Here is a 26,007-nt window from a genome sequence, read left to right as displayed (position 1 = left end):
CCGCAGCTCAGGTTATTTAGTAAGAAAAAATTTCATCCTTGAAATCACAAAGGGAGATAAAACTAACTCAATGAAATTAAGCGTTAAAACCGCTTAACGTAGAACACATTAAAAAAATCAAGACCAGGGTTGTGGTCGCTCAAACCTGCATTAGAATAATGTAGATATCGGATCCCAACTTTAGTACTGGGGTTCAAATTAACACTAAGTCCAATGCGGTCTTCAAACTGATAGTGAACACCAATGTCTTTGCCCGCAAATCGAGTATCACTGACGTAGGTCATGCCAATCCCAAACTCAAAATTCACCGGCTTTCCAGCAAACTCGGTCAGTGGAACACTAAGCACTGGTGACAATGCAATAGCAAACGTCGTGTCTGAGCGTTTTGGTTTGCCGTATTCCCAATAGTTGGTGCTCAACTCAAAATAAACATAGGCACCTTCTCCAAAACCATAATCCGCTAAACTATAATGCAAGGGACGATACCCAAGCCGCAGTCCTTTTACATCCCCCTCTCCCATCACGTAATCAACTGCAACTTCACCAGCATGTGAGTAAGTAGACACAAACAACATAAGCAAGAATAAAACTAAGCGCATAACAACTCCTCTACAACAAGAGCAATTTTACGCCGTTATTTAATTCTTAAAAGACACCAAAAAACCATATAATAATTGCCAAAAAGGCACCAGTCAGGAATTTTAATAGGCACATTAATTTAACCAAAACCAATAACAAATTATGAGTTATACTGTTAAAAACGATCTTGAGAATGTGGTATGCAGTATATAATTGGGAGCGTTATAGGGATATTTAGTGTATTTAGTGCCTTAGCCGCACCAACAAAAGTAGATATCTATACCGAGCATTTCCCTCCGTACCAGATAGAACAAAATAATGGTACCATTACTGGGCTTGCTACTGATATTGTGCGCCTCATTATGTGGGAAGCGGAGCTAAGCTATCAAATTTATATGTTGCCTTGGACTCGCGCAAAAGCCTTCTCCAAAAAATCCCCATATTCATTGCTCTACTCGATCGCCAGAACCGAGCAACGTGAAAAAAATCATATCTGGATTGCACCACTTTGTGAGCTAAAGGTCGCATTTTATAAGCGTGCCGATATTGCCGATCAGCAAGAGTGGGAAATATGGAAAATCAAACAACATGTTGTCGCTGTGGCGGCCGATCAACTCTCCGAAAATTATTTAAAAGCACAAGGCTTTGTCGCTGATAACAACATGCTATCAGTAACCAGCTTGAGTCGTGCAGGTGAGCTGCTTGAAAGAGGCAGAATTGACTTTATTTTTGGTGCTGAAAATTTTGTAGATAGAATGGCTGCTAGAATGGGTTTGACGGAGCAATGGGACAAAGTGCTAGAAGTTCCAGAGTTAAGTAAAACCCTTTATTTAACGGCCAACCCCAGCGCTCCTCCTGAATATATAAATAGGCTACGCGCCGCCGCTGAACGAGTACAGATGCAACGTAAAAAGGTTGATGTCGGTTGCCCTATTGACGAGTAATTCATCGTTTGCTACTGAACTTTACGCATAGCTATGATAGCATTTTAAAATTGTATACTTTATTCAAAAATAAAAATGAAAGTACTCACAGGTCTGTTATTACTCTTGCTCTTTGTTGCATGCGAAGCGTACGCGAGCCCAAAAATCATCAACGCGGTTTCACGCTTTGGTCAGCCTCAAGTGATGAAGCCCGTAGACAAGTTTGGTCATAGCCCCTACTCACCACTTTTTGATAACGGCGCATGGCATGGTCACTTACTTCCTGATAGCGCTGTGGAATATGGTGGTTTCACGGGTAATGCGATTATCACCGAAGAGTATTTAACCTATTTATTTGAACGTATTGAACGCCTACAGATTTTTCATGATGAGACCAAATTGCAATTTGATGCGGCGCAGTACAGCCTACCCGGAGAGCTGGTACAAACACTCAGACATGAGCTCGCGACAGTGACGATCCGCTTACGCTTTGTAAGTGAGCGTGTTTCTCTTATTCAAACCACTATTCATACAAAGCAACGACTTACTTTAAAATTGGATGGCAAGTTACTCCACCAGCTTAATCAACAACAAACACTGGACCAACAATACCCTAAGCTCGCACCAACCATGATTGCCAACGAACGTGGGATCAGTACCACTTTTGGTCGTGTTCGCGATCCGTGGGCGCTTCTGACCTCTGGTAGCAACGAGTACTCAATCACCCGCACAATCCCTTTCAACAATGTGGTGGAAAACGACCGTTATTATAGCGAGACACAAATCTCTGGTGATCTGCAGTTTTATACCGCAATAAGTTATGTACACAATCAACAAGAACGCGTACAAACAGCAAAAATCGTTGCCAAAATACTCTCATCCCCTTTTACATATTGGCAACGCTCTAAAGCTCGCTGGACGGGCTATTTAGCACGCTATCAAACTTTACCACGAGATAAACAAACATTGGCGATAAAAGCTGTTGAAACCCTCATTGGTAACTGGCGTTCTCCTGCTGGGGCAATCGCGTTTGATACCGTATCGCCTTCGGTCACTGCTCGCTGGTTTTCCGGCAATTTAACTTGGCCTTGGGACAGCTGGAAACAAGCATCAGCACTGAGACTATTTGCACCAGATTTAGCCAAGGCCAACATTGATGCCGTATTTTCCTATCAAATAGCAGCGAACGATCCTGTACGCCCCCAAGATAAAGGCTTATTACCCGATTTAATTGGTTATAACCTGCCACCAGAACGCGGTGGCGATGGCGGTAATTGGAGCGAACGGAATTCAAAACCCTCGCTGGCCGCTTGGGCGGTGTTGAATACCTACTATGCCAGCAAAGACAAAGCTTGGCTTGCACGAATTTATCCTAAACTTGTCGCCTATCGTGATTGGTGGCTGCGCAACCGTGATCACAACCAAAATGGTATTCCTGAATTTGGTGCAACCATAGATAAACACCATAATAATCAAGCGGGTGAATTATTATTCTATCTACATGAAGGAAAGCAAAAGCATGCCCGCTTTGGGCTAAAAGCCTATCGCGATGCGCAAACACAAGGTAAACAGATAAGTATTCCCGCACAGACCGCTGCGTCATGGGAGTCTGGAAGAGACGATGCTGCTAACTTTGGTTTTATCTCACCACAGCAGCTTGAGATCTATGTGAAACAAGGTGGTGATGCTAAAGACTGGCAAGTCGAGTTTGCCAGCAATAAGGACGCCCAAGGCCAACTGCTAGGTTACTCTTTGATGCAAGAATCTGTTGACGGGGCCAGTTATTTTTATTCTGACACCAAAAACTTGAGTACCATCGCCAATATCTTGGCTAAGCCACAGGAAGCCAAAGCCTTTTCAGCACAAGCAAAGCAGATCGCCGATTATATTAACCGCTGCATGTTCGACGATAACAGCGGATACTACTACGACATTCGCATTGCCGCATCACCGCTTGAAAATGGCTGTGCAGGGAAACCAATCATTGAGCGTGGTCGCGGCCCGGAGGGTTGGGCTCCGCTCTTTAATCAAGTAGCAACAGCGTATCATGCTAAACGCGTCTCTGAAGTAATGCTCAGCCCCAGTGAATTCAACACCTATATTCCTCTGGGATCTGCATCCCAGACCAACCCTGCATTTGGCGCAAACATCTATTGGCGTGGTCGTGTCTGGCTTGACCAATTGTATTTTGGCTTGATGGGGCTAGGTTATTATGGTTATGGAACTGAAGCGAACACTTTGCTTGATCGATTTATGCAAAATGCAGATGGTCTGCTGCAAAACGCGCCTATTCGCGAAAACTACAATCCACTCACCGGCGAGCAACAAGGTGCACCGAACTTTTCATGGAGCGCGGCCCATATTTTGCTCATGATAGAAGCATTTGAGATGGACAAGCCCAAAGCGCCAATTAAAGAAGAAAAGCCAGTTTCGCAGCAAATCACCACAAATTAGCCTAAAATTTGCTAGCAATCCAGTGATGATCCGTCTACATTTTTTAAATGATACAAAAACAAAATTAGACGGATCGCAATGAGTTGGTTTTACCGTATTTACCACTTTGCCCTAAAGTGCATTGTTATTTTTATCGGGATCCCAAACCCCAAATTACATCAGGGAAAAACGGGGTTGTTAGACGCCATTGAGGCGCTTGGGTTAAAAAGTGGAGATAACGTCTTAGTCGTGACCGACCAAGTGCTCCTCAAACTCAACTTGCATCAGATTGTGGAAAACACACTACGTGAGTCAGAATTAGTTACGCATTATTACGCAGATGTTTTACCCAACCCAACCATAACAAACGTCGAAGATGGTCTAAAGGTCTACCAACAGCATCAATGTAAAGCAATTATCGCACTTGGTGGTGGCTCGGTACTCGACACAGGCAAGTTAATCGGTGCTCGGGCTGTCAAGCCGAACAAACCGGTGACTAAGCTCAAAGGGTTGTTTAAAGTCTTAAAGCGTCTACCGCCGAATATCGCGATCCCAACAACAGCGGGAACCGGTTCGGAGACCACCGTTGCCGCCGTCGTTAACGATCCTAGCAGTCACGCCAAATATGCCGCGACTGACTTTTGTTTAGTGCCGCACCATGCCGTGTTATTACCGGAATTAACCACAAGTATGCCCGCACATATCACCGCGACTACGGCAATTGATGCGCTAACCCACGCCATTGAGGCACTGCTGAGCATTAACTGTCTTAAGTTTAGCCGCGATCGCGCTCTTGAGGCCTGTAGAGTCATCTTTGAATATTTACCCAAAGCACAACAAGACCCACAAAATCTAGAAGCAAGAGCGCAACTACTGCTCGCTTCCCACTACGCAGGACAAGCTTTTACCAGAACCTCTGTCGGCTACGTACATGCAATCTCACACCAATTGAGCGCTCAATATGGTACGCCGCACGGACTTGCCAATGCAGTGTTACTCATGCCCGTGTTAACCTGGTATGGTGAGCGCATTAACCAGCAACTCGCACTCATCGCCAGATACTGCGGATTAACCTCGTTAGACTATCCCGTCGAGCGCCAAGCAGATGATCTTTTAGAGCACATTGAGCGCTTATTGCTTGATTTACATATCCAAACCACGCTCACTGAAGTACTCCCTGATGATGCGGCGCTACTCGCAGAGCTGGCGCTAAAAGAAGCACATCCGGATTATCCAGTGCCCCACTTTATGGATCACAGTACCTGCCAGCGCATTATCAAAGGTATCGCTCCTACGCCTTAATAGACACTCCATTTAGTGGTTGGATCCAAAAGAATTAAAAAACCTAATTTTTTCATAATCTTGCACTCGAACATCAAGTAAAAGCACTAAAAACATAAAATCTATTAACGAATGTTTTAAAACCAACAAACACAAACAAAAACGATTCTCAATAACAATTTTTAATGCTAGTATGCGCGACTTTTGAAAAGCAAACTGGTGTATTTTGGAACGTTATTACTCAGAAGTATTAAGTTATATCGCTCGTTCAGTGGGGTGCAAAGACAAAGCTCAAAATATAGTTCAAGAGGCGTATACCCGAATACTAAGTTATAAAAGCAACAATCCAAAGCAGGATAACACGCAAGAGCGCGCACTATTTTTTAAAGCCGCGAAAAATATTGTGATTGATCAGTATCGCAAAAATCAGGCTATTGCTGAGCCCGATGACTTCGAATTAGTCGCACCAAGTTATTATGAGCCCGAAGCTAAGCTCGCAAGTCAACAACAACTGGCATTACTGAATCGAAGTATCGACTCCTTACCCCTAAAAACCAAGCAAGCATTTGTGCTCTATAAATTTAAAAACTTAAGCCAGCCACAAATAGCGGAGCAAATGGGGATATCTGTCAGCATGGTCGAAAAACACTTAGCAACTGCCATGCTCGCTTGTCGTAACGCATTACAAAAACAATAAGAGAATCGCAATGGACCGTCATAATGTAACAATACAACAGCAAGTAAACCACTGGCTGGAACTCGAAAGGCAAGGGCTCACTATGGAGCAGCAGCAAGTGCTCAATCGTTGGCTTGGTGAAAGCAGAGCTCACCAAACAGCCTACCAGGAAAGTAAACAGGTAGAGCAACTGTTATCACAATTTTCAGAGCAAGACATTGCACAATTAGAGAGTCCTGTTACACACTCGAAGCTTAAATCAGAGATAACTCGACGGTACTTCGCCATTGCTGCATGCTTTGCACTTCTTACGTTGAGTTTCTTTGGCTATCAAACGTGGTTCTTTCAAGTAAACAACGACACCTTTCACGCCAGCTATCAGTCATCACGAGGCGAATTGCGCAATATCTCACTGCCCGATAACTCGCTACTGACCTTAGATGCCAAAACTTCCCTCGCTATTGATTTTGATGGCAACCGGCGCAGTAATAAGCTACTCAGTGGTCGCGTGCTGTTTGACGTTGCAAGTGACAAAAGCCGACCATTTGTTATCAGTGCCGGCAGCACAAAAATTACCGTATTAGGTACCCGCTTTTCCGTTGATAAAAAAGCCGATAGCGTTCGCATTGTGGTGGATCATGGCCGTGTAAACGTGCAAAGCCAAAATCAGCAAATAACGCTAACAAAAGGTCAAATGGCGGTCGTGGGCAGTGACGGCATTGTCAAGACTGAGTTTGCTCCAAACCTCAATCTCGTTGATGCGTTTAAACAAGGACGACTCGTGTTCGACAATGCGCCACTCAACGAAGTATTTGAGGAATTTAAACGGCATCATGCGATAAGTTACACCTTAACCGCTCAATCAACTGAGCAATTAGTAATTTCGGGTACTTTTTTAGCATCAGAACTAGAAAACTTTTTAAACTTACTTCCAAGTGTTCTCCCTGTAGAAGTTAAAGAGTCTAATAATCATATAGTTATAGTAAATAATCGATAACAAGAAAAAATATTCAAATTTTTATTGAGGAGTTCTCATTCTCATTCGTTTTCATCTTAGGTAATCTATTTGGACGCATAACAATGAGAACTCGCTCTGTTTTACACACAAGACTCACCCCCTTAGCATTTGCACTCGGGCTTAGCCTGAGCCCGCCTGCAACTGCGCAGAGTCAAGTTGCAATATATCAATTTAATCTTGTGCAGCAACCTATTAGCCATACCTTAACGCAGGTAGCTGAAACTGCGAATATGAATCTAATTGCCGATGCGAAATTATTAAATGGTCTGCAGGCTCCAGCACTTAAAGGTGAGGTAAGTTTAGCCGAGGCGCTAGAGCGCACACTAAAAGGTAGCCAGTTAACAGCGAGCATTATCGACAATAACATTGTTATTAAAGCGGCGATAAACGGGTCAGCGCCAGTAAAAAGCAAAACCAATAATACTCAGGCAAAGGCTAAGCACGACCAAACACCAGATCCGCAAGATAATATTGAAGTCATCACTGTCAAAGGCGATAAACTCAATCTTAATCGTGAACAGATTACTCGAACCAAGGGCTTATCTAACTCGGATATTTTCTCAACGTTTTCTGGTATAGAGGCAAACAATATTCGAAACGAAGCTGGCGCACTTGATATCGGTATTCGTGGCGTGCAAGGCGAAGGTCGAGTGCCGATTTTCATCGACGGCAGTTTGCAATCAACACACACAAACCGAGGCTATATGGGTTCGTCTGACAGAACCTATATCGATTCAAACTTGATAAGCTCGGTAAATGTCGAAAAAGGCGCATCGGCCAAAGCATCACCTTTTGGCTCTGGCGCAATCGGCGGAACAGTCAATATCCGTACCTTAGGCACGCAAGATATTCTCCAAGACGGTCAAAATCTCGGCGCTTTAGTTAAAGTAAATACACACAACAACAATAGAACACCTGAAATACCAGAAAGCTTTGCTCTACAAGAATATTATGAAATCAGCAACCACAACGATACGCTTGATTTTGCGGGTGGTGGGTTTACGCTAGCGGCCGCTTATCAACAGGATAACTTACAAGCGGTACTCGCTTACAGTAAAAAAAAGGTTGGTAACTACTTTGCTGGTAAAAATAGCTTTAGCGACTTTGTTGAAGCCAAGGAGTACGTACGTTGGGTACCTTCAACTGAGCAAGAAGGTCAGTATGAGCTGATCAATGAAGTAAAGCTAATACCTCCACCGGTTAACCAAAATGGCGAAGTCGTTAACACGAGCTTTGAAAGCGACTCATACCTAGCCAAACTGACCTATGCATTTACGGACGAGCAATCGTTAGAGGTGAACACACGTTATCATAAGCAAGAAGCAGGAGAAATGCTGGCCACCTATTGGTACAAGCAAAGAGCCGGTGACACCAAGGTTTGGCAAGTGATCGATGAAAATGGTCAAGTGCAATGGATGTCTGAGGAAATTCCAGAAGGCGTAGAAACTATGCCACAATGGGAACCTGGGTCTGCACTAGTAAACAGTGCCAGTGCCCTATACCGCTTTTTACCGAGTAATAACTCATTAGTCGATCTTAGTGTGAACGTATGGCGTACCAGCGCGAGGTTACAGCAATATAACGCCCTTGGTAGCAACCTAGGGCCAAATGCTGGACAATACTTTCACCGTTATAACAATAAGCGTCATGGGATAAGTGCATTCAATACCTCAGCATTATCGCTGGCAAGTACACCCGTTATTTTGACCTATGGCCTATCCTGGCAAGTTGAAAAATTGAGCCCACATAAAGACTGGAGAGACAACTTTAGAAAAGACTGGCACTCTGATGATTTTAAGCCGCAGTCCACTTCGCGACACGGTAAGCAAACAAAGCAGGCATTATTTACGAATGCCACTATCGACCTTGCACCTTTAGAACTCACACTAAACGTAAACCTTCATGACTCGGTAAACGAGGACTATCAAACAGGCGAAAAGCTTACCTTTGATGCCAAAGCAGATATGACTGTGCTAGCAAATTACCAATTGCTTGATAATACAGTCATTAAAGCCAAATATAGCAACGCATATCGTATGCCAAACCTGTACGAAACAACGGTTTCCAATGAGGTATTTTCTTACTCCAGTGACTACCCGATCATCCCTGAAAAAACGAAGTCGTATGATATTGGCTTTGAGAGTGACTTTAGCAACTTACTCAGTCACGGGGATAAGCTAATTATCTCGGCGGAGTACTTCTACACCCATATTGAAGACATGCTGGCCACTGGCTTTTTACCTAAACTTGATGCACCTTCATGGGAACAAACATTTACCTTTACCAACTATGACAAGTTTGAACTACCTGGCACGGAGTTTGGTCTTCATTACCAAAGCAACTTATTTTACAGCAAGTTATCTTACACCAAGTACACAAATGTAGAAATGTGTTCACGTTTAATTGCACAGGCTGAAGGCGCCGCGACTTGTAACGCAACGGGCTTTTCAGGCAGCTTAACCCCACTTCGTGTACCGCCAGAAAAAAGCTATATCGCTACACTTGGTATGACACTCTTTAACGACACAATTGATACGGGCTTCACCTACAAAAAACACTCCGAGAAACATCACCCTGGTGGCTTTTTGTCAGGGACAGGAGTAACTGCCCTTGAGTTTATTCCAGCAGGCTATCAACTCGACTTTTATCTTGATTATATCTTTAGCGACAACATCAAAGGCAACCTAGCGATCACCAACTTGACCGATCAGTATAAGGTTTCAAGTGGCTCAATCGTCGCGATGCCGGAGCCTGGACAGACTATTTCGATTGGTTTAGAAATCAAACTTTAATCAACACCTAGGCGCTGTACTTTTGCTTAAAGACAGCGCTATATTTTTACATCACCTTGGAGCATTAATGACTACCGTTACCTCTGCACTTTCTCGAGCGCAAAACTTAAAACATGCAACTGCAGATACCCACGACAATGTAGACAAATCCATTATGGCGCAAAACCCATTCGCTAATACACAAAGCTATCTCGATTTCTTGCGATTACAGTTTTATTTTTTAAAAGATGTGAGCGCCCTTTATGAACACCCAGAGCTGTTAGCGCTTATTCCTGATTTGGCCGCGCGCCGCCGCTTAGGTTTGCTAGAGCAAGACTTTATCGACCTTGAAACCGCCATCCCTGCTCCCTACTTAATGCCAGAAGTAACCAATAAGACCGACGTCGCCAGAGCGCTCGGCTGGTTATATGTGGTTGAGGGGTCAAAAGTAGGTGCAGCCATGCTGGGTAAACAAGTTGAGGCCAAGCTTAGCTATAATGCGCAGTACGGCGCTCGATATCTAGCAGGCCCAGGAGCTGGCCGCGGCAGCGCTTGGCGAGAGCTTGTGCAAATCATAGACTCAATTGAACTAAGCGAGCAGCAAGAGCAAGCGCTCGTTGAAGGTGCTCGTCAGGCATTCACTCGTTTTCAAGCATTCCAGACATACGTTTATTCATGATGTTTAAAGCCGCCTTAGCCAACTATAAAAAAATAGCCCTACTGCTATGTGGATACCTATTTGTAGCCCTCGGTGTTATTGGTATTGTTTTGCCCGTCATGCCAACCACTGTGTTTTTTATTTTGGCTTTGGCGTGCTTTTCAAAAGCTTCTCCTAAGCTTGCCTTGTGGCTGCTAAATCATCCAAAGTTCGGTACTTCATTAACATTATGGAAGCAATACAAGATTATTCCGCTCAAAGCCAAAGTCATGGCAACGGTGGGCATGGCTACAAGTTATGCTTTACTCATTTTACTCTCACCAGTGGCTTGGTTGGCTTGTGTTGTTGGCAGTATAAAAATCGCAGTGATGTCTTATATTTATTCCAGACCATCAAAGCGTTACTAAGTAACATGAGCTTCGGATAATGGATGACTTTCTAGCAGCCAGTCAGTTTTAGCGCTAACTGCGTTAAAAACTTCTCGTTTAGAATAACTAAATGGCAAAGTTTTCACCTTGCCACCATGGATGCAGATACCTTGGCGATTACAGGCCGTGTTAGGGGGGCTATCGACAAGGTTTTCTCGCCTCAAAATAGATCAATAAATTCAGGGGATTGGCACTATTTGTAAGCCAAGTTTTACTCTATATTACGCCATGTTCTAGACGCTTAATTAAACTTGAAACCTGTGCACTTCCCTCATTATTCACAAATAGGCTAAGCGGTTTTCTGCCGTTAAGCCATATTGCTGGATTATTCACAAAGAAGATAACAGAATCCCAATCTCCTTCGAAAAGCGTCAAAGCTTCATCAAGCACCATTATCATCTTATAAAAACGCTGGCTCTGTGAGCGAGAAAGCTTATTATTCTGCGCGATTTCTATCAAACTTGATGGTGATATACCCACCGCCTTTGCTAAATCAAACTTATCAAGCTTTAGCGATAAGGCAAGTTCGGTAAAAACGGAGAACGGAATACCGTCTTCCAGTCGTTTATTGGGATTCACTTCGTTCGTTAAGCCAATCTCATTTAATATTGTTTGGAAACTATTTGTTGCTGGACTACGATGCTGCATATACACCCCAAATCAAATAATGCGGATGAATATAACAGAAATATTAACAAGCACAACCCACTCTTTAACCAAAATTATGCAATAACATAAACTAAATTACACTCCCGATAATACTAAGATTGTTATTCCACAGTTTCACCAGTGCCTACTATCTATATGTCTTTTAAGAATAAAAAAAATGACTAAGTATAAAGTTAATTTAGAGAACGCTTCACAGTTTAAATCGCTCCACGAGAGTGGCTAGACGGTGCGAGAAGCTACTGAGTGACTCACTGCCTTTCGCCAAGCTTTGCATCGCCTGAGCATTATCACTTGCGGTACTTTGTGCATCTAACATCACTTGCTCAATTTGCTGGCAATCTTTCGCTTGGTGATCAGCGGCTTGACTCACTTCTTCGCTTAGCTGAGTGACCTGCGCAAGTGCATTGGCAATTTCATCCATCGCACTGGCAAGTGCCTCGCTTTGTTTTACACATAAGGCTACATCGCGCTGGCCGGAATTAATGGCCTCAGAGGCGGCATGTGTATCTTGTCTCAGTGCTGCGATCATTTGGTTAATTTCATTGGTCGACTCCTGCGTCCTAGACGCAAGCGTTCTAACCTCATCGGCAACCACCGCAAACCCTCTTCCCTGCTCACCAGCACGGGCTGCCTCAATCGCTGCGTTTAACGCCAACAGATTAGTTTGCTCAGCGATAGATACAATGGTGTCCAAGATGCTGCCGATATTCTCGCTATGAGTAGTCAGCTTGGTCATACTCTCTACTGCTTCACTCATGCGTGTGCTAAGCGATAGAATATGTTCTTTATTGTCTTGCGTGTACTTACTCACTTCGGTTTTATGCTGGTTGGCGGTATGGATACTTGCAAGGCTGTCAGACGAGCGTTCTGAGACCGCCAAAGCACTTGCTGAAATACTTTGTGCTAAACGGTTGGCATTGTCCATACGACGCATTTGCTCGGTCGCATTATTGGCTATTTGTTTGCTTTCGCTTAATGATGACTCAGATAGATCTTCTAGTTCATGAACTTGGTTATTGATTGACTCTAGCAAAGCACGGAGGTTGTCTTTAACCTGATTGATATTATCAATTAACTGACCAAACTCATCATCACTGCGTTTACTCATTTGCCTAGAGAAATCTCCAGCAGCGAGGTATTTGAGCATTTTATTCACCACAGCCAACGGCCCAAGCATTGCTCGGCTGGTTGAAACCGAGATAAATGCGCCTAAAGTAATAAAGACAACCACCAATAAGATGGCAATATTTTGCGCTCGCTCGATAAGGGTTTCAGCATTATTTTGAGAATGATTAAACGCCGCATTAGCGCTTTGCTGTATTTTCTCAAGCTCGGTTAAAATGGCAAACGCATGCTGCTCTGACTGCTTGTATAACATCGCTGCTTGCTGCTGCTGACGCAGTTTCTCTTGTACCGCAATATAAAGGTGACCTGGCTCACCAAGCTTTTCTCTGAGCTTAGTCATGCCCTCACTAAACTGATTTAACAAATCATCTGCATCCATGTCATAGGCTTGTCGCTTTAAAAACGTTAAGTTGTTTTCAATATTATCTAACAAAAACAGCATGTCTTGCTGATGCTGTTCTACTTGCTCTAGCGTTAACCCACTGATCCGCTGACTGTTGTTTTCCAAAGTAAACAACATGTCATCAATACGAACGCCGGTCCCGACCATTTCCTCCAACTGCCGAGTGTTGTCTGTCTCGATTAACTCAAGATCCAGCATGGCATTGCTGGCTTGTTCTTTACCCTGTTTAAGTGCTTGATATTGCGATTGGATCCGGTGCTTCGCCTGTACAACATCTACCTTTGCCTGCAACATTTGTGCTGCGGCACGACTGAGTTGGTCACCCAACGCCAGCGTTTGCTTTAATGGTGTAACAAATTCAGGCATGGCTTGCGTTAATGACGTTAAGTGCTGCTGGCGCTCAACATACAGTTGCTGCTGTGTGGTAAATTGCTGTCGAGCCCGATTGATATCTTGCTCGCTTTCGAGGGTATAAGCTTGGGAAATCAATTTACTGAGCTTAAGCTGCTCAAGTTGTAAGGCATCAGCACTGCGCTGAATCGGCAAAGTGACTTGCCCCATATTTTGGTTAGCTGACTTTATTTGCGCCAGTGCTAAATAGGCCAGCACGCATGCAAGTAACAGCAGCACGCCTAATGCACTAAAGCCTAAAGTAATTTTTTGTTTTATTGTTAGTTTACTTAGCATAATGTCATTGCTCTATTTTGAGTAAACAAACTATGTTACAAACGAGATAAAAAACCAAGTAAATACTCTAAAAATTACCAACATACCTTTTAAAAAGGTAGCTTCAAATTTGCAGTTTTGCTTACTTAGTTTTTGATTTTATTTTTAGTTTTAGCGATCATAGCAGTTAGGAATTGTATTATTTAAGGGCATAACAAGATGAGAGAAACTGCAATCAGCGAAGCAAAAGCCTTATGCCAAAGCCATAAGAGCGCATTTTTATCTACTTTCTCTAACAATCAAAAGGGTTTTCCTTTTTCTTCTATCGCTCAATATATTTTTCTTGAAGATAATCACTTTTACTTCTTTATTAGTGATATCGCCCAGCACACCAAGAATTTAGCCAAGCACCCGGCACTTTCGTTTATGGTGCTTGGTGATGGCACGGTTGAGGATGTAGAAAATGCGCGAGTTACTATTCTTGGGCATGCCCACAAACTGCCAAGAGCAGATAGTGAAAGCCTGATTGCACAATTCGTAAAAAAGCACGAAAAAGCTCAGCAATATGCCATGCTCGGTGATTTTCACCTATGGCGAATTGAAGTGGCTAGGGTTCGATATGTAGGCGGTTTTGGCCGTGCATTTTGGCTAGAAAAACAGGAATGGTACTAGGACCTACACTGCAAAAGCGTGTTCAAACTCGCTTTCTCGTCCAAGCGATTGATTGGTCATTTCAGCCAAGGTTTTGCGCCAAAACCCGCACGAACTTTCAATCTTATCTTGCATGCGTACTTTCCAACGACCTTTGTATACCGACCAAATGTGTGCCATAAACTCGGTGGCATAACGCTTTCTGCGCTCGGAAGGGGTAATATAAAGCGCGCAGACTTCAAACTCTCGGCGGTTTGAAATACCAATTACGGTAAAGCCAACCAGCTTACCACCTGCATAAAAAAGATAAGCGATATTGGTTGCGCTACACAGTTCAAACGAGCCCACTTGCTTTTGATAATGGCTCGCTTTTAGCAAATGTGTAAAAGTCTGCTCGCTGTATTTATCAACTCGAATTAACTCTAGTTCAACCACTTTTCTAATCTCCCGCTTGGTGTACAGTTGATCATGCTTAAAGTTTGTGGGCGAATTGTGAAGTTTAAAAAAAACACCAATAAAGTATTTTAACAATTTAATTTTATTTGAATTTTAGCGGCTTGACCTTTAACCAAATTTCCAGCGCAATCACCTTTTCACTTGGCGAGCCTCCATTTTCTTGTGAAATTACTTCAGGATAATGTTCTATTAAGGGCGTATCTTCTGGCTCGTACCCGCTTTGTGGCAGCCACTTTGCGAAAATATCTAATTGGAAACTCAACAAGTCTTTAATTGCTCCACGGTAGTCAAAAATTGCGTATTTTCCCGCGCTGAGCACATTGAGTTGATATGGCCGAGTCACCGCAGATTTTAACTCATCGTTAATCACAATTGCGCCATCGTAACGCGCTTTATCTAGTGGCGTAAAAACGGGATTATCATGACCAAAACCAAACTTTTGTACTTGGCTATAATCCAGTCCGTGTGCACTAGCCCACGCTGCAAGCTGCTGCCAACAGGCGCTAATTCCTTGCAATTGGTAGCCTTGTGACGCGCGTAATGTACATAAGGGTAGCTGTGAAATAGAGTGTAGTTTAACCGGCTGAATAACACTGTGTCGCTCAGCTCTTAATGCGTGTATCCGGGTAAGTTGTATCGTGTTAAGGGCCGGCTCAATGTTATTGTTTGCCACCAGCTTTCGTAGTTGTTCTGTTTTTCGCACACTTGAGGGAGTCACACCAAAGTGCTCTTTAAACGCTCGCGAAAAGTTTGCGCTACCAGAAAAACCAAACTGTAGCGCAATATCTGTCACACTGTACGCTTCGGCTAGCAACAGCATATTGGCCGCGCGCTCCAACCTCACGCGATTAGTGTACTGGCTCAAAGACTCACCAATCACAGCTGCAAAAATGCGCTGGAAATGAAACTTAGAAAAATGGCTAAGTTTCGCCGCTTGCTGTAACGAAAGCGGCGAACTTGGATTGCTATGCACCCACTCAATGACAGGTTGTAACCGCCCTAAATATATCTCTTCAGCGCTTAACTTTTGCTCAGTTGATTGATGCAAGCTGTATCTCTCCCGATTGACTCTTAGCTTGTTGATAGTGCCGCCAACACAGTATAAGTGTTAACCCTGCCGCTATAAAATCAGCCCCCACAAGTGCCATAAATACACCATTTAAGCCAAAGTAGTGCGGTGCAATAACGATTAATGGAACTAGAATAAACATCACCTTCAAGGCACTGTAAAAACAAGCGCGTTTGGCATCACCTTTCGCTTGATAAAATCCAGACGCTAAAATTACCACACCAAATAGCGGCATCCCCCATAGTGCTGAGCGAAAAACACGCTCTCCTATTTCGAGAAATTCACTCGCTTCGGTAAACAAGCTCAGCCATAGCCTCGGCAATCCCATCAACCCTAGCGTCAACAACAGCGCAAATCCTGTCATACCCAAAAAAGCAACACGCGTACACGCTCTTACTCGCCCACTATGTCCTGCCGCTAAGTTGTAGCCGACAATAGTTTGAAATGCGATCAACATTGCAATCGCGGGTAGAATTGCGAAATTAATAATACGTCCCAGCATGCCGTGGGCGACTACCCAATTTTCGTTTGCAAAAAACAACAGCTGCCAGTTAACCACCGCCGTTTGCACGCCAAGGCAAAATTGCGTGATCAAGATAGGCATACCGATTGCGAGGATCGGTAGCCAAGCTCGAGGTTTCCAACACACCTTAACCGCAAGCAAGTTAGTACGCTTTCTTTTGAGCTGAAGCGCAATAATCAATGCCCCCAATTGCGCTGCGATTGTCGCATATGCCGCACCTGCAACCCCCAAACCAAATTGCGCGATAAATAGATAATCAAGTAGTATATTGAGCACAGCTGAGACTAATAACAACAGCATCATCAACTGCGGTTTACCCTGACCACGGAACATATCAGCCACAATAGGTAATAAAACTCCAGTAATGGCACAAAGATATAACGGCTGTATGTAGCTAAGCGCATCCTTTACAAAAACCGCTTCCACTTGCAAAAGTGATAAGAGCTCAAGTGGATAAAGCCAACCAAGTACCAAGAATACCACGCTAACTATACCGCCAATTATCAGTCCATGGCCGATAACCTCCGCGGCTTTATCTACTTGCTTTGCTCCGATTAACCTTGTCATAGTGGCCGCCATGCCTGCAGATATCATAGCGGTTAGCGCTATCATTAACACCTGCAGCGGGTAAACCATAGCCACCGCGCCAAATGCCATCTCTGACACATAGCGACTAATAAACCAGCCGTCGACCAAGGCATATAAACCCACAACGAGTAAACCGATACAAATGGGAATACAGGTTCGAATAAACAGCGCTAATATGGGCATCTCAGCGAGCTGCACGAGTCCTAATTGATTTTTATCTTTCATGTAAACTAATCCTCAGTTGCCATAACATGGCAAGGTAAAACTACTTATCTGGAGAGGTTACAAATTCCAAACAAAGATAAATATTCAAATATTGCGAAGTTGATGAAATTGACGCACAAAAACTGGCATAACAAAAAATCCCGCTAAGATAACATTCTTTTACAACTCTATTTTGTTCCTAAGTTAGTATATTTTGTAACCTCTACTTCTTTGATTCACTTTTGAAAGGATTTTACTATGCGTTTAGGATTAACTATTGCAGTTGCAACTATTACCCTACTAACTGGTTGCGGTAGCTCTTCAACTGACTCACAAGACCAGGCACCGCCACCCAAAACGGTCACACCACCCCCCTCTGCCACAGAAAACAAACTCAATATCACGGCACTGGACCAAAACAATCATGTTTACTCGAGCGACTTGGGTTACACCACGACTTTGGAGCGCGTCTTCAACTTAAAAGACAACAAACTATTAGTGCTTGGAGAAACATCAAGTGTTGAAGAATCAGGTAATAAAGAAGGATTTTATGCGATCACGAACCTAGAGGGTCAAACTTATCAATATGAGAAAACGCAAGAAGGATTTGTTGATGCCTGTGTTTTTGACTCAGGAGAATACGTCATAGGTCGATTTAAACGTGAAGATACTGATCAGTTCAGTGTACAACTTGAACGCTACGATGGCTCTGGAACTTTGCTACAAAGTGCTGAAATGAAGGCGTTATCAATGGACGTTAAATATGATATCCCAGCTGATAAGAGTGCTTGGCTTCAAAAGCCATTCACTATTATTCCGACAGACAATCCATTGAGTGAGATTCCATATACGCAAACTAGCATTACATGGTGGCGCTTTAACAATGTAAAATTTTCCTGCCATGACAACAACTTGTACGTCAGTTATAACAACGGAGGTCAAAAGGTTGCGAAATACGACGTAAACCTCCAACTTAAATGGCAAAAGCTGATCGATATTCGTTACTGGGCTAACAGTTCGCGTGCGTCTGAAGCAATTGAAATGGCGCTCTCTGAGAACGGATTTTTATACACAGTGCAAAATATTAGTACTGATGCAATTCCTGCCTACAATCATAAGTTTTCAACCAACCATGTGATACCCGATAACACAGAGCAAAGTGCGATGCACATGATTGTAAAAACCTTTAATGTAGACGGCGAACAACTCAATGAACAATTTATCAGTGATACTGACTCATCGTTAGTGGAGGATGTTCAAGTACACCAAGACAGTGTATTTGTTGGTATATCGGCACGCCGCAACAAAACGGGTAAAACAAGGTATTCAAGCGAATGGGATATTGGCTTAGTAAAAATTTACCATGGTGAAAGGGCTGCTGAGCGTTATTGGTATGACTTAGATAAAGAAGATGTGCTACGTGGAGTAAAGATCAGCAACGACACATTATTTGTGTACGGCCATACTGGTGGTGTACAAGTGGACACAAATAGCTGGGTTGAACATAGCAAGGCGTTTATTGGAAAAATCAACCTTGAAAACCTAGCCGATATTGCTGTTGAAACCACTAGCACAGCACGTTCCGCCAGTTTCCAAGATTTAACCATTCAAAATGGCGTGTTAAGCGCCGTGGGACTTGAGAATGCGCCCATGACACATTCTACTGATATCTCTATGGCGGGTTTGTTGATTAAAAAAACACTCAACGATTAGACCTGCCAGATGGTGATAACGACCAAGTTATCACCACTTATTATTAACGCGAAAGCAAAGTAACCACAGCTTGAGCTCCTTTATTGTCAGGTAAATTCGCCAAATGCAACTCCCCTTGCTGATTACGAATAAGCTCCCGGCTCAACACCAAACCGATACCTGAGCCATTTGGTTTAGTGGAATAGAAAGGTACAAAAAGGTTATCTGGATTGGCGATACCAGCGCCGTTATCTTCTAGGGTAAAGCACCAATTTTTTGGTTTATCTAGGGTTAGCGTTATGCCATCATTCCCCGCAGATTGATTTGCTTGCTCAGCATTATTGACAAGGTTTATCATAGCCTGCGTTAGCTGAGCTTCATCACAATAAACCAAGCCTTTATTAAGCGCCTTTATCTCAACACCGGGAAACAAAGCTTGCCAGCGCGATACCAGCAACTCTACCTCAATGCTGTGCATATCAACGGGTGGAAGCTGTGCTACTTGTGCGTAGTTTGCAACAAATTGCTGTAAATGAGCGGCACGGCTTTCTATTATCCCGAGCATAGTTTGCTGCATCTCAGGTGAAATTATATGACCATCTTGTTGTAGGGATTGTGCCATTGAGTAGACCGGAGTTAAGGCGTTTCGCACTTCATGATTGAGCACCGACAGTAGCTTTTGCCATACCTGCTTTTCATTATCTCGCAGCGCTTGCTCTACTGAGAAAAACACCAGTAATTGATAGACCCGCTGCCCCCGGTATAGCTTATGAGCCGCAATGCTAAATCGAGAGATGTGCTGCGTATGCTGCCATTGTTCATCCACATACTGAAGCGCCAGTGTTTTAGCATGTGCACCATGCAACACCTGCTCTGGATACACCGTATTCATAGCATGATTGGCAAAATACACATGATGATGCGCATCAAGTACCACAATTGGCAGGGTGAGTTCGCTAATAAAATTAAATACAAAAGCTTCATTCTGACCATATTCTTGACGCTTTTGCTGTAGTCGTGTGGCAGCTTCTTTGAGCTCGGCCTTGAGCAATTCAACCCGGCCCTTGCGGTATTGCGCTAACTGCCATACACCAAACTCTTCGTTGGTCACACCGTCCAATTGGACAGCCAAATTTTCAAGCACCTGCATTACTGCCCGATAACTGTAGCTCAGTGCGAATGCAGAGGGGAGCATCATACCGAGCAACAAAGTGATTGCACTTAACAGCGTAAGCTCAAAATAGTAGATCATCCCAAGCGCGAGCATAGCAAGTGTGATTATAGGTATCGCAAAGCCCACCTGTAACTTGTGCTCAAGTGATGCCAGCTTAGTCACCAAGCTCTGCCTTTGGGCTAATATCATGCTTTTCTAGGCGTCGATAAATTGCAGATTTACTCAAGCCCAAAAACGCTCCTGCGGCCACTACATTGCCATCGAAATGGCGGATCGCTCTTGCAATCATGCGTTTTTCGGCTTCTTCTAGGCTCAAAAGTGGGATCTCTTGCTCTGGTACACCTTCCTCAAGCTCAATATCATCCGCCGTTATCTCAGGCTGAAGTCCTAAAATCACTGCTCGTTCAATGACATGAGATAGCTCACGAATATTACCAGGCCAGCTGTAACTCAATAATTTGTCCAGCGCCGCAGCAGTTAGCGTACGCGCCCGTCCGGTATCATTACCATGACGCCTAGTGTGTTTAGCTAAAAAATGGGCTGCTAAGTTTGGAAGCTCTGCTAACCTCGCTCTAAGTGGTGGCACCTTTAGCACCACCGTATTTAAGCGATAGAGTAAGTCCTGTCGAAACTGCCCAGCGTTAATCGCTTCTGACAAATCCGTATTAGTGGCAGACACGATCCGCGCGTTACTGCGGCGCGTTTCAGAATCTCCCACGGCTTCATATTCACCCGTTTCAAGCACGCGTAATAGCTTGCCCTGAAGTGGTAGCGGCAAGCTGCCGATTTCATCTAGAAACAAAGTGCCATTTTCAGCCATTTCAAACCGTCCAATGCGGTTTGCTTTTGCATCGGTGAATGCGCCTTTGCGATGGCCAAATAACTCACTTTCAAATAATTCCGTTGGAATAGCGGCCATATTCACGCTCACAAAAGCGTGCTCAGAGCGACCGCTATTCTCATGAATATATTTAGCTAACTGACTTTTTCCGCAGCCATTTTCTCCCAAAATAAGTACGTTGGCATTGGTTTTTGCAACCCGCTGAGCTTGCTGAAATAACTGAGTGGTTGCGTTCTTGTCTGTGCTTAGATCATGTGGTGACGATAGCGCTTCAGCACTTTTGGTGTAGCGTCTAACGGTGTTCAACAGTCGCTGGTTTTGCCAAGGTTTTTCAATGAGGTCACATGCGCCCAACTGCATTGCTTGGACCGCAAGTTCAACCTTGGCCCACGCAGTAATAACAACCACAGGCACACTTATTTGCGCTTGTCTCAACCAACTAAGAAATTGCAGCCCTTCTTTTCCTGAGGTTGTATCTCTATTGAAGTTCATATCAAGCAAAATAAGCGCAACGGGCTGCTGCGATAAAAGAGCTTTAGCTTCATCTGGGTGTGCGGCTTCAAGACTCATAAAACCATGACTTTGTAGCACTATGGTGGCTGACATTCGCACGTCAGGGTTGTCGTCGATGATTAAAACTGGCGTCATCACTTCCTACTTATATTTTATTTGGGCTTACGCCCAAACTTTAATGTTTTAATGCACGCATTGGTGTCGAGTTTATTAACTGTTTCATTGGGTAAATCGCCGTGGCTAACGCAAAAGCCAACATGGTAACAATCACCACCAGCAACCAGCTAGATTTTGCCAACAACCAATCTGACGAAACACTCATATAAAATCCCGCAACAACCATAATGGCAACCAACATCGCCACTAGCATAGGCGCGATGGTATCTGACAATAACAACCGATATAAACGGTGTCTTTTGGCACCAAGTGCCATTCGCATTCCAAACTCGTAGCGTCTTTGTTGAAAGCTATAGTTAAGCACACCGTAAATGCCCACCCCAGATAACAACAAACAAAAACCACAAAGCGCAAAGCTTAGCAGTAAAGTCAGGCTCTCCAAATAGGTAATGCTCTGATACGTCTTTGTTAAGTTTGAAAAACGCCATATTCCTGCCTGACCATTCACGGTACTGATGGCATTTTGGATCTGAGCGCGAGTAAGTGATGCTCCCGGCTTCATTTCTATCATAAATGGATAACCTAAAGGCAGCGCGGGTAGCCAAACCGTTTTACCTTGAAGCGTATGATGACGTTTAGGGTGGTTGAAGTTTTTTGAGATACCGACTATTTCAACAGGTACGTCTGGGTTAAAAATAAAATACGTTTCACCAATCACATCACCACCTGGTTGTAACGCCTGTGCCGCAGCCCAAGAAACAATAGCCTCTTCCTTTTCGCCTCGAATTGCAGCTTCGCTAAAAGTGCGTCCGGCAACGAGCTCAAGCCCAGTTAATGCAAAATAATCCGGCCCAACGTTACCTCTAACCATGCTCGGTGTCCATTCACCCGCCATATCCTGCATAGCAACCACAGGGACATCGCTTCGTAATGGACTTTCTCCATGGGCGACGCCTAACACGCCCGGAATGTTAGCCAACGCGAGTTTGAATCCTTCAATATTGGCGTAACGCGCGGGAAATGGAGTGGGATCTGCAGGAATATGTAGCATCACGCTATACATATTGTCCAACTTTGTTCCGAGCGGTCTAAGCAAGGTATCGGCGCTTTTACACAACACCAAAGTCGCCCCAAGTACCAGCACTGTGGTAAAAAACAGCTGTACCGCAACCAGTGTTTTTGTCGTCGCTATGCGTACCGCTTTTACGCTGCCCTTACCTGACGACCGTATGCTTTGCTTAAGCTGGCTAAAATCAATCATGCGTGAGGTGACAAACGCAAACAATAAAGCCAATAACAGTACGGTTAGGATAGCACTAAGCAGCACTGTGGTATCTATGGTTAAGGTATCAATCAGCGGCAAATAACCACTGGTAAGCGCTTTAACTAATCTCAACTCCCACGCCGCGATAAATAACCCCACCAGCACAGCACCTGACACCAATAACAGCGCTTCTAGCAAAATGCCACGAAACAACAGCTTACGCTTCGCACCGAGCATAGCTTGTAAGGCTAGTTGCTGCTGGATGGTGTGAGCTCGAGAAATAAACAAATTACTCACATTAAAAATTGCAATGAGTACCAAGCATGACACACTCAACAACACGATAATGGCAAGCTTGTCATGTCCCGCCAATTCTACCTCTCGATATGAACGTACTATAGGTTCAATATCAAGTAACGCTTCGTCGGCCGATTTCCATTCGCTTTGGTGCAGTTGAACATTTTGATATAGCTGCTCTGCGAGGATATCCTGACCACTATTGGCTGGTAATATCGCCAGTAACTTCAAGTTGTTTAGTCTGCTACTCCAAGGATGATACTCGCCGCGCTGATCACCAAAAAATCTCTCATCTTCAGAGAAACTAAGCCACAGCGCCCCATTTCCTTCACTTAAAAAGTAAGGATCACTATGCGTGCGCGCAGCAACACCGACGATGGTGTACAGTCTGCCAACAATCCGCAGACTCTCCCCAAGCACATTGTCATCACCATTGAAGTATTGTTGCCAAAGTTTGTAGGAAATAATGATCTCTGGATTTTTCTGGCTAATGCTATTCGTCGGCGTTAGGTATCGCCCCAGTGCTAGCGGCATTTTCACCATACTAAAATAATCCGAACTTGCAAAAGTCAGCGTAAGCTTTGGTTTGCCAGCTAGATTTTCAACCACATCGGAAAAGCTACTGATCAAAGCTCGCTTTTCGTATATGGAAGGAGTCTGATACCAGTTCAGCATATTTTGAAAGCTTTGCAGCCCTTCAGACGCCCTGTCTTGGTATACATTTTTTTGTTCTACCACCACAAATCGTGATTCATTTTCAATCTCAAGCGGCTTAATAAAAAAGCCACTAAACAGACTCAATGCGACAAAAAAGCAGCTTAATGCGAGTGCCAACGTCAGTACTAGCGTGATACAAAAATTTGGTACTTGAAGCAAACTTTTAATTGCCAGCCCTAATTGACGCCGAAGTTGCAAAAACCCCATTACATCACCTCCGCAGTACAAATATCACGTTTTGCAACGCTTGATGAAACCTGTACACCATCTAAAAGCTGAATTTGCCGCTTGGCATAACCTGCATAGCGAATATCGTGCGTCACCATACAAATGGTTGTGCCTTGCCTATTCAACTCCCCCAGCAAGGCCATTACCGCATCACCATTTTTAGAGTCGAGGTTTCCAGTTGGTTCATCAACTAATAAGATACTTGGCTCGCCTGCAAGCGCACGCGCAATAGCCACTCGCTGTTGCTGTCCACCAGATAGTTGGTTTGGTTTATGTTTTGCTCGGTGGGACATTTCAACTTGCTTAAGCGCGCCCATCACACGGCGCTCAATTTCGTCAGTCGCAAGCGCAGGCTCTCGATATTGAAGCGGTAAAGCCACATTATCAAATACCGTTAACCCATCCAGTAGATTAAATGACTGAAAGACAAAACCGATATGCAAATTACGCAGCTCTGCTTGCGTGTCTGCGTCTAGCGTACTGGTTTCTGTATCTTGGATGCGATAGCTGTCCGAAGTGATGTCATCTAATAGTCCAAGAATGCTCAATAGAGTGGATTTTCCCGATCCTGAAGGACCTGTTATCGCAACGTAATCGCCCGTTTCAATTTCAAGGTTAATGTTGCTAATGGCGTGAGTTTCAACATCCTCACCAAAGAACACTTTACTCACTTGATGTAATGCCAAAATTGTCTTGTCCATTTGTTCTTCCTTTACCGATTGAGTGATTTAATTGTTATTTTTTCTAGGTGCTGGTAGTCAGACATTTCTGACACCACCACTTGCTCACCGGATACACCGCCTTCGAGTACTTCTATGGCATTGCCGACTAGTTTACCAAACTTGAAACTTTTTTTGATAAGCATGTTGTTTTGTTTATCTAAAACAAATAATTGACTCTGAGAATGTGGAATTGCACGCGGTGGCTTAATCAGTGAAAGTGCGGCGGTCTTTTTTGCTGTAAAAATTTGCCCTTCAACAGTCAAAAGTGGGCGGGCATTGCTTGGCAGCTCTCCAAGTAACGCTAGCTCTATCGCAATACGCCCGTCTTGTACGATGGGCACAATGCGGCTGACCTTAGCCTCAACCTGACCAACAAAGGTGTCTACTAGCGCTCGTTGACCTAAGATAATCTCGCTTGCTTCTCGCTCTGGCACCAGTAAATCGGCTACCAAAGTTCGCTCACTGCCCACCACGGCTAGCGCCTGCCCGCGTGTAATTGCTTGACCTTGACTAACATGTACTTGTTGCAACATGCCGCTGATCCCTGCTGTGACTTGTAATCGCTCAACCGCCTGAAGCGCGACCTGATAGCTCAGCTCATATTCTTTTAATAGCTCTAGCTCAATCTCAATTCTTTGCTTGTGTAATGCTCTAGTTTGGCTAAGTTGCTGCTGAGCGAGCTTTACTCGCTCGCTTAACTGAGCGACCGTTAATATTGAGCGCTGATGATCTAAGCTTGAAACTATACCTTGAGTGACTAATTGGCGCTCAGCCTGCTCTCGCAATTTGGCATTTTCAAGCTCACTGCTGAGTAGGGTATTTTGTCCTTTCAATGCTAGTCGCTCACTTTCTTGGCTTAGCCTTAATGCTTCAACATTGGCTTTTTGCCTTGCAAGTACTAGTCTTTCTCGGTGGAGTTGCTGAGTTAACTCAGGATTGGTTAACTGTAAAATAATGGTGTCTGGCTCTACCCTGCTGCCAGGAAGATGCAGTACGGTTTCAACTTGCGCTGCAAATGCGGTCGTGATCTCTCTACTGATCTTTGAGCGTAATCGGCCATAACCTTTAACACTAAACTGTATCGGTCCGGATTGAACGGTGGCAAATTTAAGCTTTTTTGCATCTATTTGCTGGTCGTGAGGCACAATCCATACGCGCATTGCAGCGAGCAAAATAAGAATTGTTAACAACCACCGCAAACGAAATGGCTTTTTAGTTGTTTTGGCAAGGCTAGTGTGAATATCCATCGAATTACCATGTTATTATTTTTATACGGTAATACGATATTCAGGCCAAATTTAACCTGTTGATTTTTATTAAG

21 protein-coding genes are annotated in these 26,007 nt (G+C 43.9%); 10 read left to right on the top strand and 11 right to left on the bottom strand.

Features of this window, described 5'->3' with window-relative positions:
- Positions 1-83 precede the first annotated feature (83 nt).
- Positions 84-599: an acyloxyacyl hydrolase gene (locus CWC03_RS18800; RefSeq protein ID WP_138583187.1), complete on the bottom strand. Its 516-nt coding sequence runs from the start codon at positions 597-599 to the stop codon at positions 84-86.
- Positions 600-779: 180 nt separating this feature from the next.
- Here CWC03_RS18800 and CWC03_RS18795 point away from each other — a divergent pair, with 180 nt between their 5' ends.
- The 8 genes from CWC03_RS18795 (at position 780) to CWC03_RS18760 (ending at position 10,746) form a co-directional block, all read left to right on the top strand.
- Positions 780-1,523 (top strand): substrate-binding periplasmic protein, encoded by a 744-nt coding sequence (locus CWC03_RS18795; RefSeq protein WP_138583186.1) that lies wholly within the window; start codon positions 780-782, stop codon positions 1,521-1,523.
- Between the two features lie 75 nt (positions 1,524-1,598).
- Entirely contained in the window at positions 1,599-3,956 is a 2,358-nt protein-coding gene (ygjK, locus tag CWC03_RS18790; RefSeq protein ID WP_249314081.1) for an alpha-glucosidase, read from the top strand.
- 78 nt (positions 3,957-4,034) lie between these two features.
- Entirely contained in the window at positions 4,035-5,237 is a 1,203-nt protein-coding gene (locus tag CWC03_RS18785) for an iron-containing alcohol dehydrogenase (RefSeq protein ID WP_138583185.1), read from the top strand.
- A 205-nt stretch (positions 5,238-5,442) separates the two neighbouring features.
- On the top strand, positions 5,443-5,913 hold the full coding sequence (locus CWC03_RS18780; protein WP_138583184.1) for a sigma-70 family RNA polymerase sigma factor: 471 nt from the start codon (positions 5,443-5,445) through the stop codon (positions 5,911-5,913).
- A 10-nt stretch (positions 5,914-5,923) separates the two neighbouring features.
- Positions 5,924-6,889 carry a FecR family protein gene (locus CWC03_RS18775; protein ID WP_138583183.1) on the top strand — a complete coding sequence of 322 codons (966 nt, stop codon included), beginning with the start codon at positions 5,924-5,926 and terminating at the stop codon, positions 6,887-6,889.
- 83 nt (positions 6,890-6,972) lie between these two features.
- Positions 6,973-9,702: a TonB-dependent receptor gene (locus CWC03_RS18770; protein WP_138583182.1), complete on the top strand. Its 2,730-nt coding sequence runs from the start codon at positions 6,973-6,975 to the stop codon at positions 9,700-9,702.
- A 67-nt stretch (positions 9,703-9,769) separates the two neighbouring features.
- A complete protein-coding gene (locus tag CWC03_RS18765; RefSeq protein ID WP_138583181.1) occupies positions 9,770-10,360 on the top strand; it encodes a biliverdin-producing heme oxygenase in 591 nt (196 codons plus the stop codon).
- Positions 10,357-10,746 carry a YbaN family protein gene (locus CWC03_RS18760; RefSeq protein WP_138583180.1) on the top strand — a complete coding sequence of 130 codons (390 nt, stop codon included), beginning with the start codon at positions 10,357-10,359 and terminating at the stop codon, positions 10,744-10,746. Before CWC03_RS18765 ends, CWC03_RS18760 begins: the two co-directional genes overlap by 4 nt.
- Before the next feature lie 237 nt (positions 10,747-10,983).
- Here CWC03_RS18760 and CWC03_RS18755 read toward each other — a convergent pair whose 3' ends face one another.
- Positions 10,984-11,415, bottom strand: a complete 432-nt coding sequence (locus CWC03_RS18755) for an antitoxin Xre-like helix-turn-helix domain-containing protein (protein ID WP_138583179.1) — start codon at positions 11,413-11,415, stop codon at positions 10,984-10,986.
- A 211-nt stretch (positions 11,416-11,626) separates the two neighbouring features.
- On the bottom strand, positions 11,627-13,651 hold the full coding sequence (locus CWC03_RS18750) for a methyl-accepting chemotaxis protein (RefSeq protein WP_138583178.1): 2,025 nt from the start codon (positions 13,649-13,651) through the stop codon (positions 11,627-11,629).
- 198 nt (positions 13,652-13,849) lie between these two features.
- Between CWC03_RS18750 and CWC03_RS18745 the strand changes: the two genes are divergently transcribed.
- On the top strand, positions 13,850-14,302 hold the full coding sequence (locus CWC03_RS18745) for a HugZ family pyridoxamine 5'-phosphate oxidase (protein ID WP_138583177.1): 453 nt from the start codon (positions 13,850-13,852) through the stop codon (positions 14,300-14,302).
- A gap of 3 nt (positions 14,303-14,305) precedes the next feature.
- Here CWC03_RS18745 and CWC03_RS18740 read toward each other — a convergent pair whose 3' ends face one another.
- From CWC03_RS18740 to CWC03_RS18730, 3 genes are all read right to left on the bottom strand, one after another.
- On the bottom strand, positions 14,306-14,716 hold the full coding sequence (locus tag CWC03_RS18740) for a GNAT family N-acetyltransferase (RefSeq protein WP_249314080.1): 411 nt from the start codon (positions 14,714-14,716) through the stop codon (positions 14,306-14,308).
- 103 nt (positions 14,717-14,819) lie between these two features.
- Positions 14,820-15,785, bottom strand: coding sequence for an AraC family transcriptional regulator (locus tag CWC03_RS18735; RefSeq protein WP_138583175.1), 966 nt, complete (start codon positions 15,783-15,785; stop codon positions 14,820-14,822).
- A complete protein-coding gene (locus CWC03_RS18730; protein WP_138583174.1) occupies positions 15,769-17,142 on the bottom strand; it encodes an MATE family efflux transporter in 1,374 nt (457 codons plus the stop codon). Before CWC03_RS18730 ends, CWC03_RS18735 begins: the two co-directional genes overlap by 17 nt.
- Before the next feature lie 237 nt (positions 17,143-17,379).
- On the opposite strand from CWC03_RS18730, the gene CWC03_RS18725 reads away from it, so the two are divergent.
- On the top strand, positions 17,380-18,834 hold the full coding sequence (locus CWC03_RS18725; RefSeq protein WP_138583173.1) for a hypothetical protein: 1,455 nt from the start codon (positions 17,380-17,382) through the stop codon (positions 18,832-18,834).
- A 43-nt stretch (positions 18,835-18,877) separates the two neighbouring features.
- Here CWC03_RS18725 and CWC03_RS18720 read toward each other — a convergent pair whose 3' ends face one another.
- The 5 genes from CWC03_RS18720 to CWC03_RS18700 are packed head-to-tail and all read right to left on the bottom strand — an operon-like array spanning position 18,878 to position 25,933.
- Positions 18,878-20,149: a sensor histidine kinase gene (locus CWC03_RS18720; RefSeq protein ID WP_138583172.1), complete on the bottom strand. Its 1,272-nt coding sequence runs from the start codon at positions 20,147-20,149 to the stop codon at positions 18,878-18,880.
- Positions 20,142-21,476, bottom strand: a complete 1,335-nt coding sequence (locus tag CWC03_RS18715) for a sigma-54-dependent transcriptional regulator (protein ID WP_138583171.1) — start codon at positions 21,474-21,476, stop codon at positions 20,142-20,144. Before CWC03_RS18715 ends, CWC03_RS18720 begins: the two co-directional genes overlap by 8 nt.
- A 40-nt stretch (positions 21,477-21,516) precedes the next feature.
- The gene (locus CWC03_RS18710; protein WP_138583170.1) at positions 21,517-23,943 is read right to left on the bottom strand and encodes an ABC transporter permease; all 2,427 of its coding nucleotides are present in this window, start codon (positions 23,941-23,943) and stop codon (positions 21,517-21,519) included.
- Entirely contained in the window at positions 23,943-24,665 is a 723-nt protein-coding gene (locus CWC03_RS18705) for an ABC transporter ATP-binding protein (protein WP_138583169.1), read from the bottom strand. Before CWC03_RS18705 ends, CWC03_RS18710 begins: the two co-directional genes overlap by 1 nt.
- A gap of 11 nt (positions 24,666-24,676) precedes the next feature.
- The gene (locus tag CWC03_RS18700) at positions 24,677-25,933 is read right to left on the bottom strand and encodes an efflux RND transporter periplasmic adaptor subunit (protein ID WP_138583168.1); all 1,257 of its coding nucleotides are present in this window, start codon (positions 25,931-25,933) and stop codon (positions 24,677-24,679) included.
- Positions 25,934-26,007 lie beyond the last annotated feature (74 nt).

Origin of the sequence: Pseudoalteromonas sp. S2755, from assembly GCF_005886535.1 — a bacterium.
Lineage (GTDB): Bacteria > Pseudomonadota > Gammaproteobacteria > Enterobacterales > Alteromonadaceae > Pseudoalteromonas.
Note: the sequence above shows the minus strand (reverse complement) of the source record. Positions and strands in the feature narration are given on the sequence as shown.

Coding starts and splice junctions, on each gene's coding strand:
- CWC03_RS18800 (WP_138583187.1), bottom strand. CDS start 599: ATGCGCTTAGTTTTATTCTTGCTTATGTTGTTTGTGTCTACTTACTCA.
- CWC03_RS18795 (WP_138583186.1), top strand. CDS start 780: ATGCAGTATATAATTGGGAGCGTTATAGGGATATTTAGTGTATTTAGT.
- ygjK (WP_249314081.1), top strand. CDS start 1,599: ATGAAAGTACTCACAGGTCTGTTATTACTCTTGCTCTTTGTTGCATGC.
- CWC03_RS18785 (WP_138583185.1), top strand. CDS start 4,035: ATGAGTTGGTTTTACCGTATTTACCACTTTGCCCTAAAGTGCATTGTT.
- CWC03_RS18775 (WP_138583183.1), top strand. CDS start 5,924: ATGGACCGTCATAATGTAACAATACAACAGCAAGTAAACCACTGGCTG.
- CWC03_RS18770 (WP_138583182.1), top strand. CDS start 6,973: ATGAGAACTCGCTCTGTTTTACACACAAGACTCACCCCCTTAGCATTT.
- CWC03_RS18765 (WP_138583181.1), top strand. CDS start 9,770: ATGACTACCGTTACCTCTGCACTTTCTCGAGCGCAAAACTTAAAACAT.
- CWC03_RS18760 (WP_138583180.1), top strand. CDS start 10,357: ATGATGTTTAAAGCCGCCTTAGCCAACTATAAAAAAATAGCCCTACTG.
- CWC03_RS18755 (WP_138583179.1), bottom strand. CDS start 11,415: ATGCAGCATCGTAGTCCAGCAACAAATAGTTTCCAAACAATATTAAAT.
- CWC03_RS18750 (WP_138583178.1), bottom strand. CDS start 13,651: ATGCTAAGTAAACTAACAATAAAACAAAAAATTACTTTAGGCTTTAGT.
- CWC03_RS18745 (WP_138583177.1), top strand. CDS start 13,850: ATGAGAGAAACTGCAATCAGCGAAGCAAAAGCCTTATGCCAAAGCCAT.
- CWC03_RS18730 (WP_138583174.1), bottom strand. CDS start 17,142: ATGAAAGATAAAAATCAATTAGGACTCGTGCAGCTCGCTGAGATGCCC.
- CWC03_RS18725 (WP_138583173.1), top strand. CDS start 17,380: ATGCGTTTAGGATTAACTATTGCAGTTGCAACTATTACCCTACTAACT.
- CWC03_RS18715 (WP_138583171.1), bottom strand. CDS start 21,476: ATGACGCCAGTTTTAATCATCGACGACAACCCTGACGTGCGAATGTCA.
- CWC03_RS18710 (WP_138583170.1), bottom strand. CDS start 23,943: ATGGGGTTTTTGCAACTTCGGCGTCAATTAGGGCTGGCAATTAAAAGT.
- CWC03_RS18705 (WP_138583169.1), bottom strand. CDS start 24,665: ATGGACAAGACAATTTTGGCATTACATCAAGTGAGTAAAGTGTTCTTT.
- CWC03_RS18700 (WP_138583168.1), bottom strand. CDS start 25,933: ATGGATATTCACACTAGCCTTGCCAAAACAACTAAAAAGCCATTTCGT.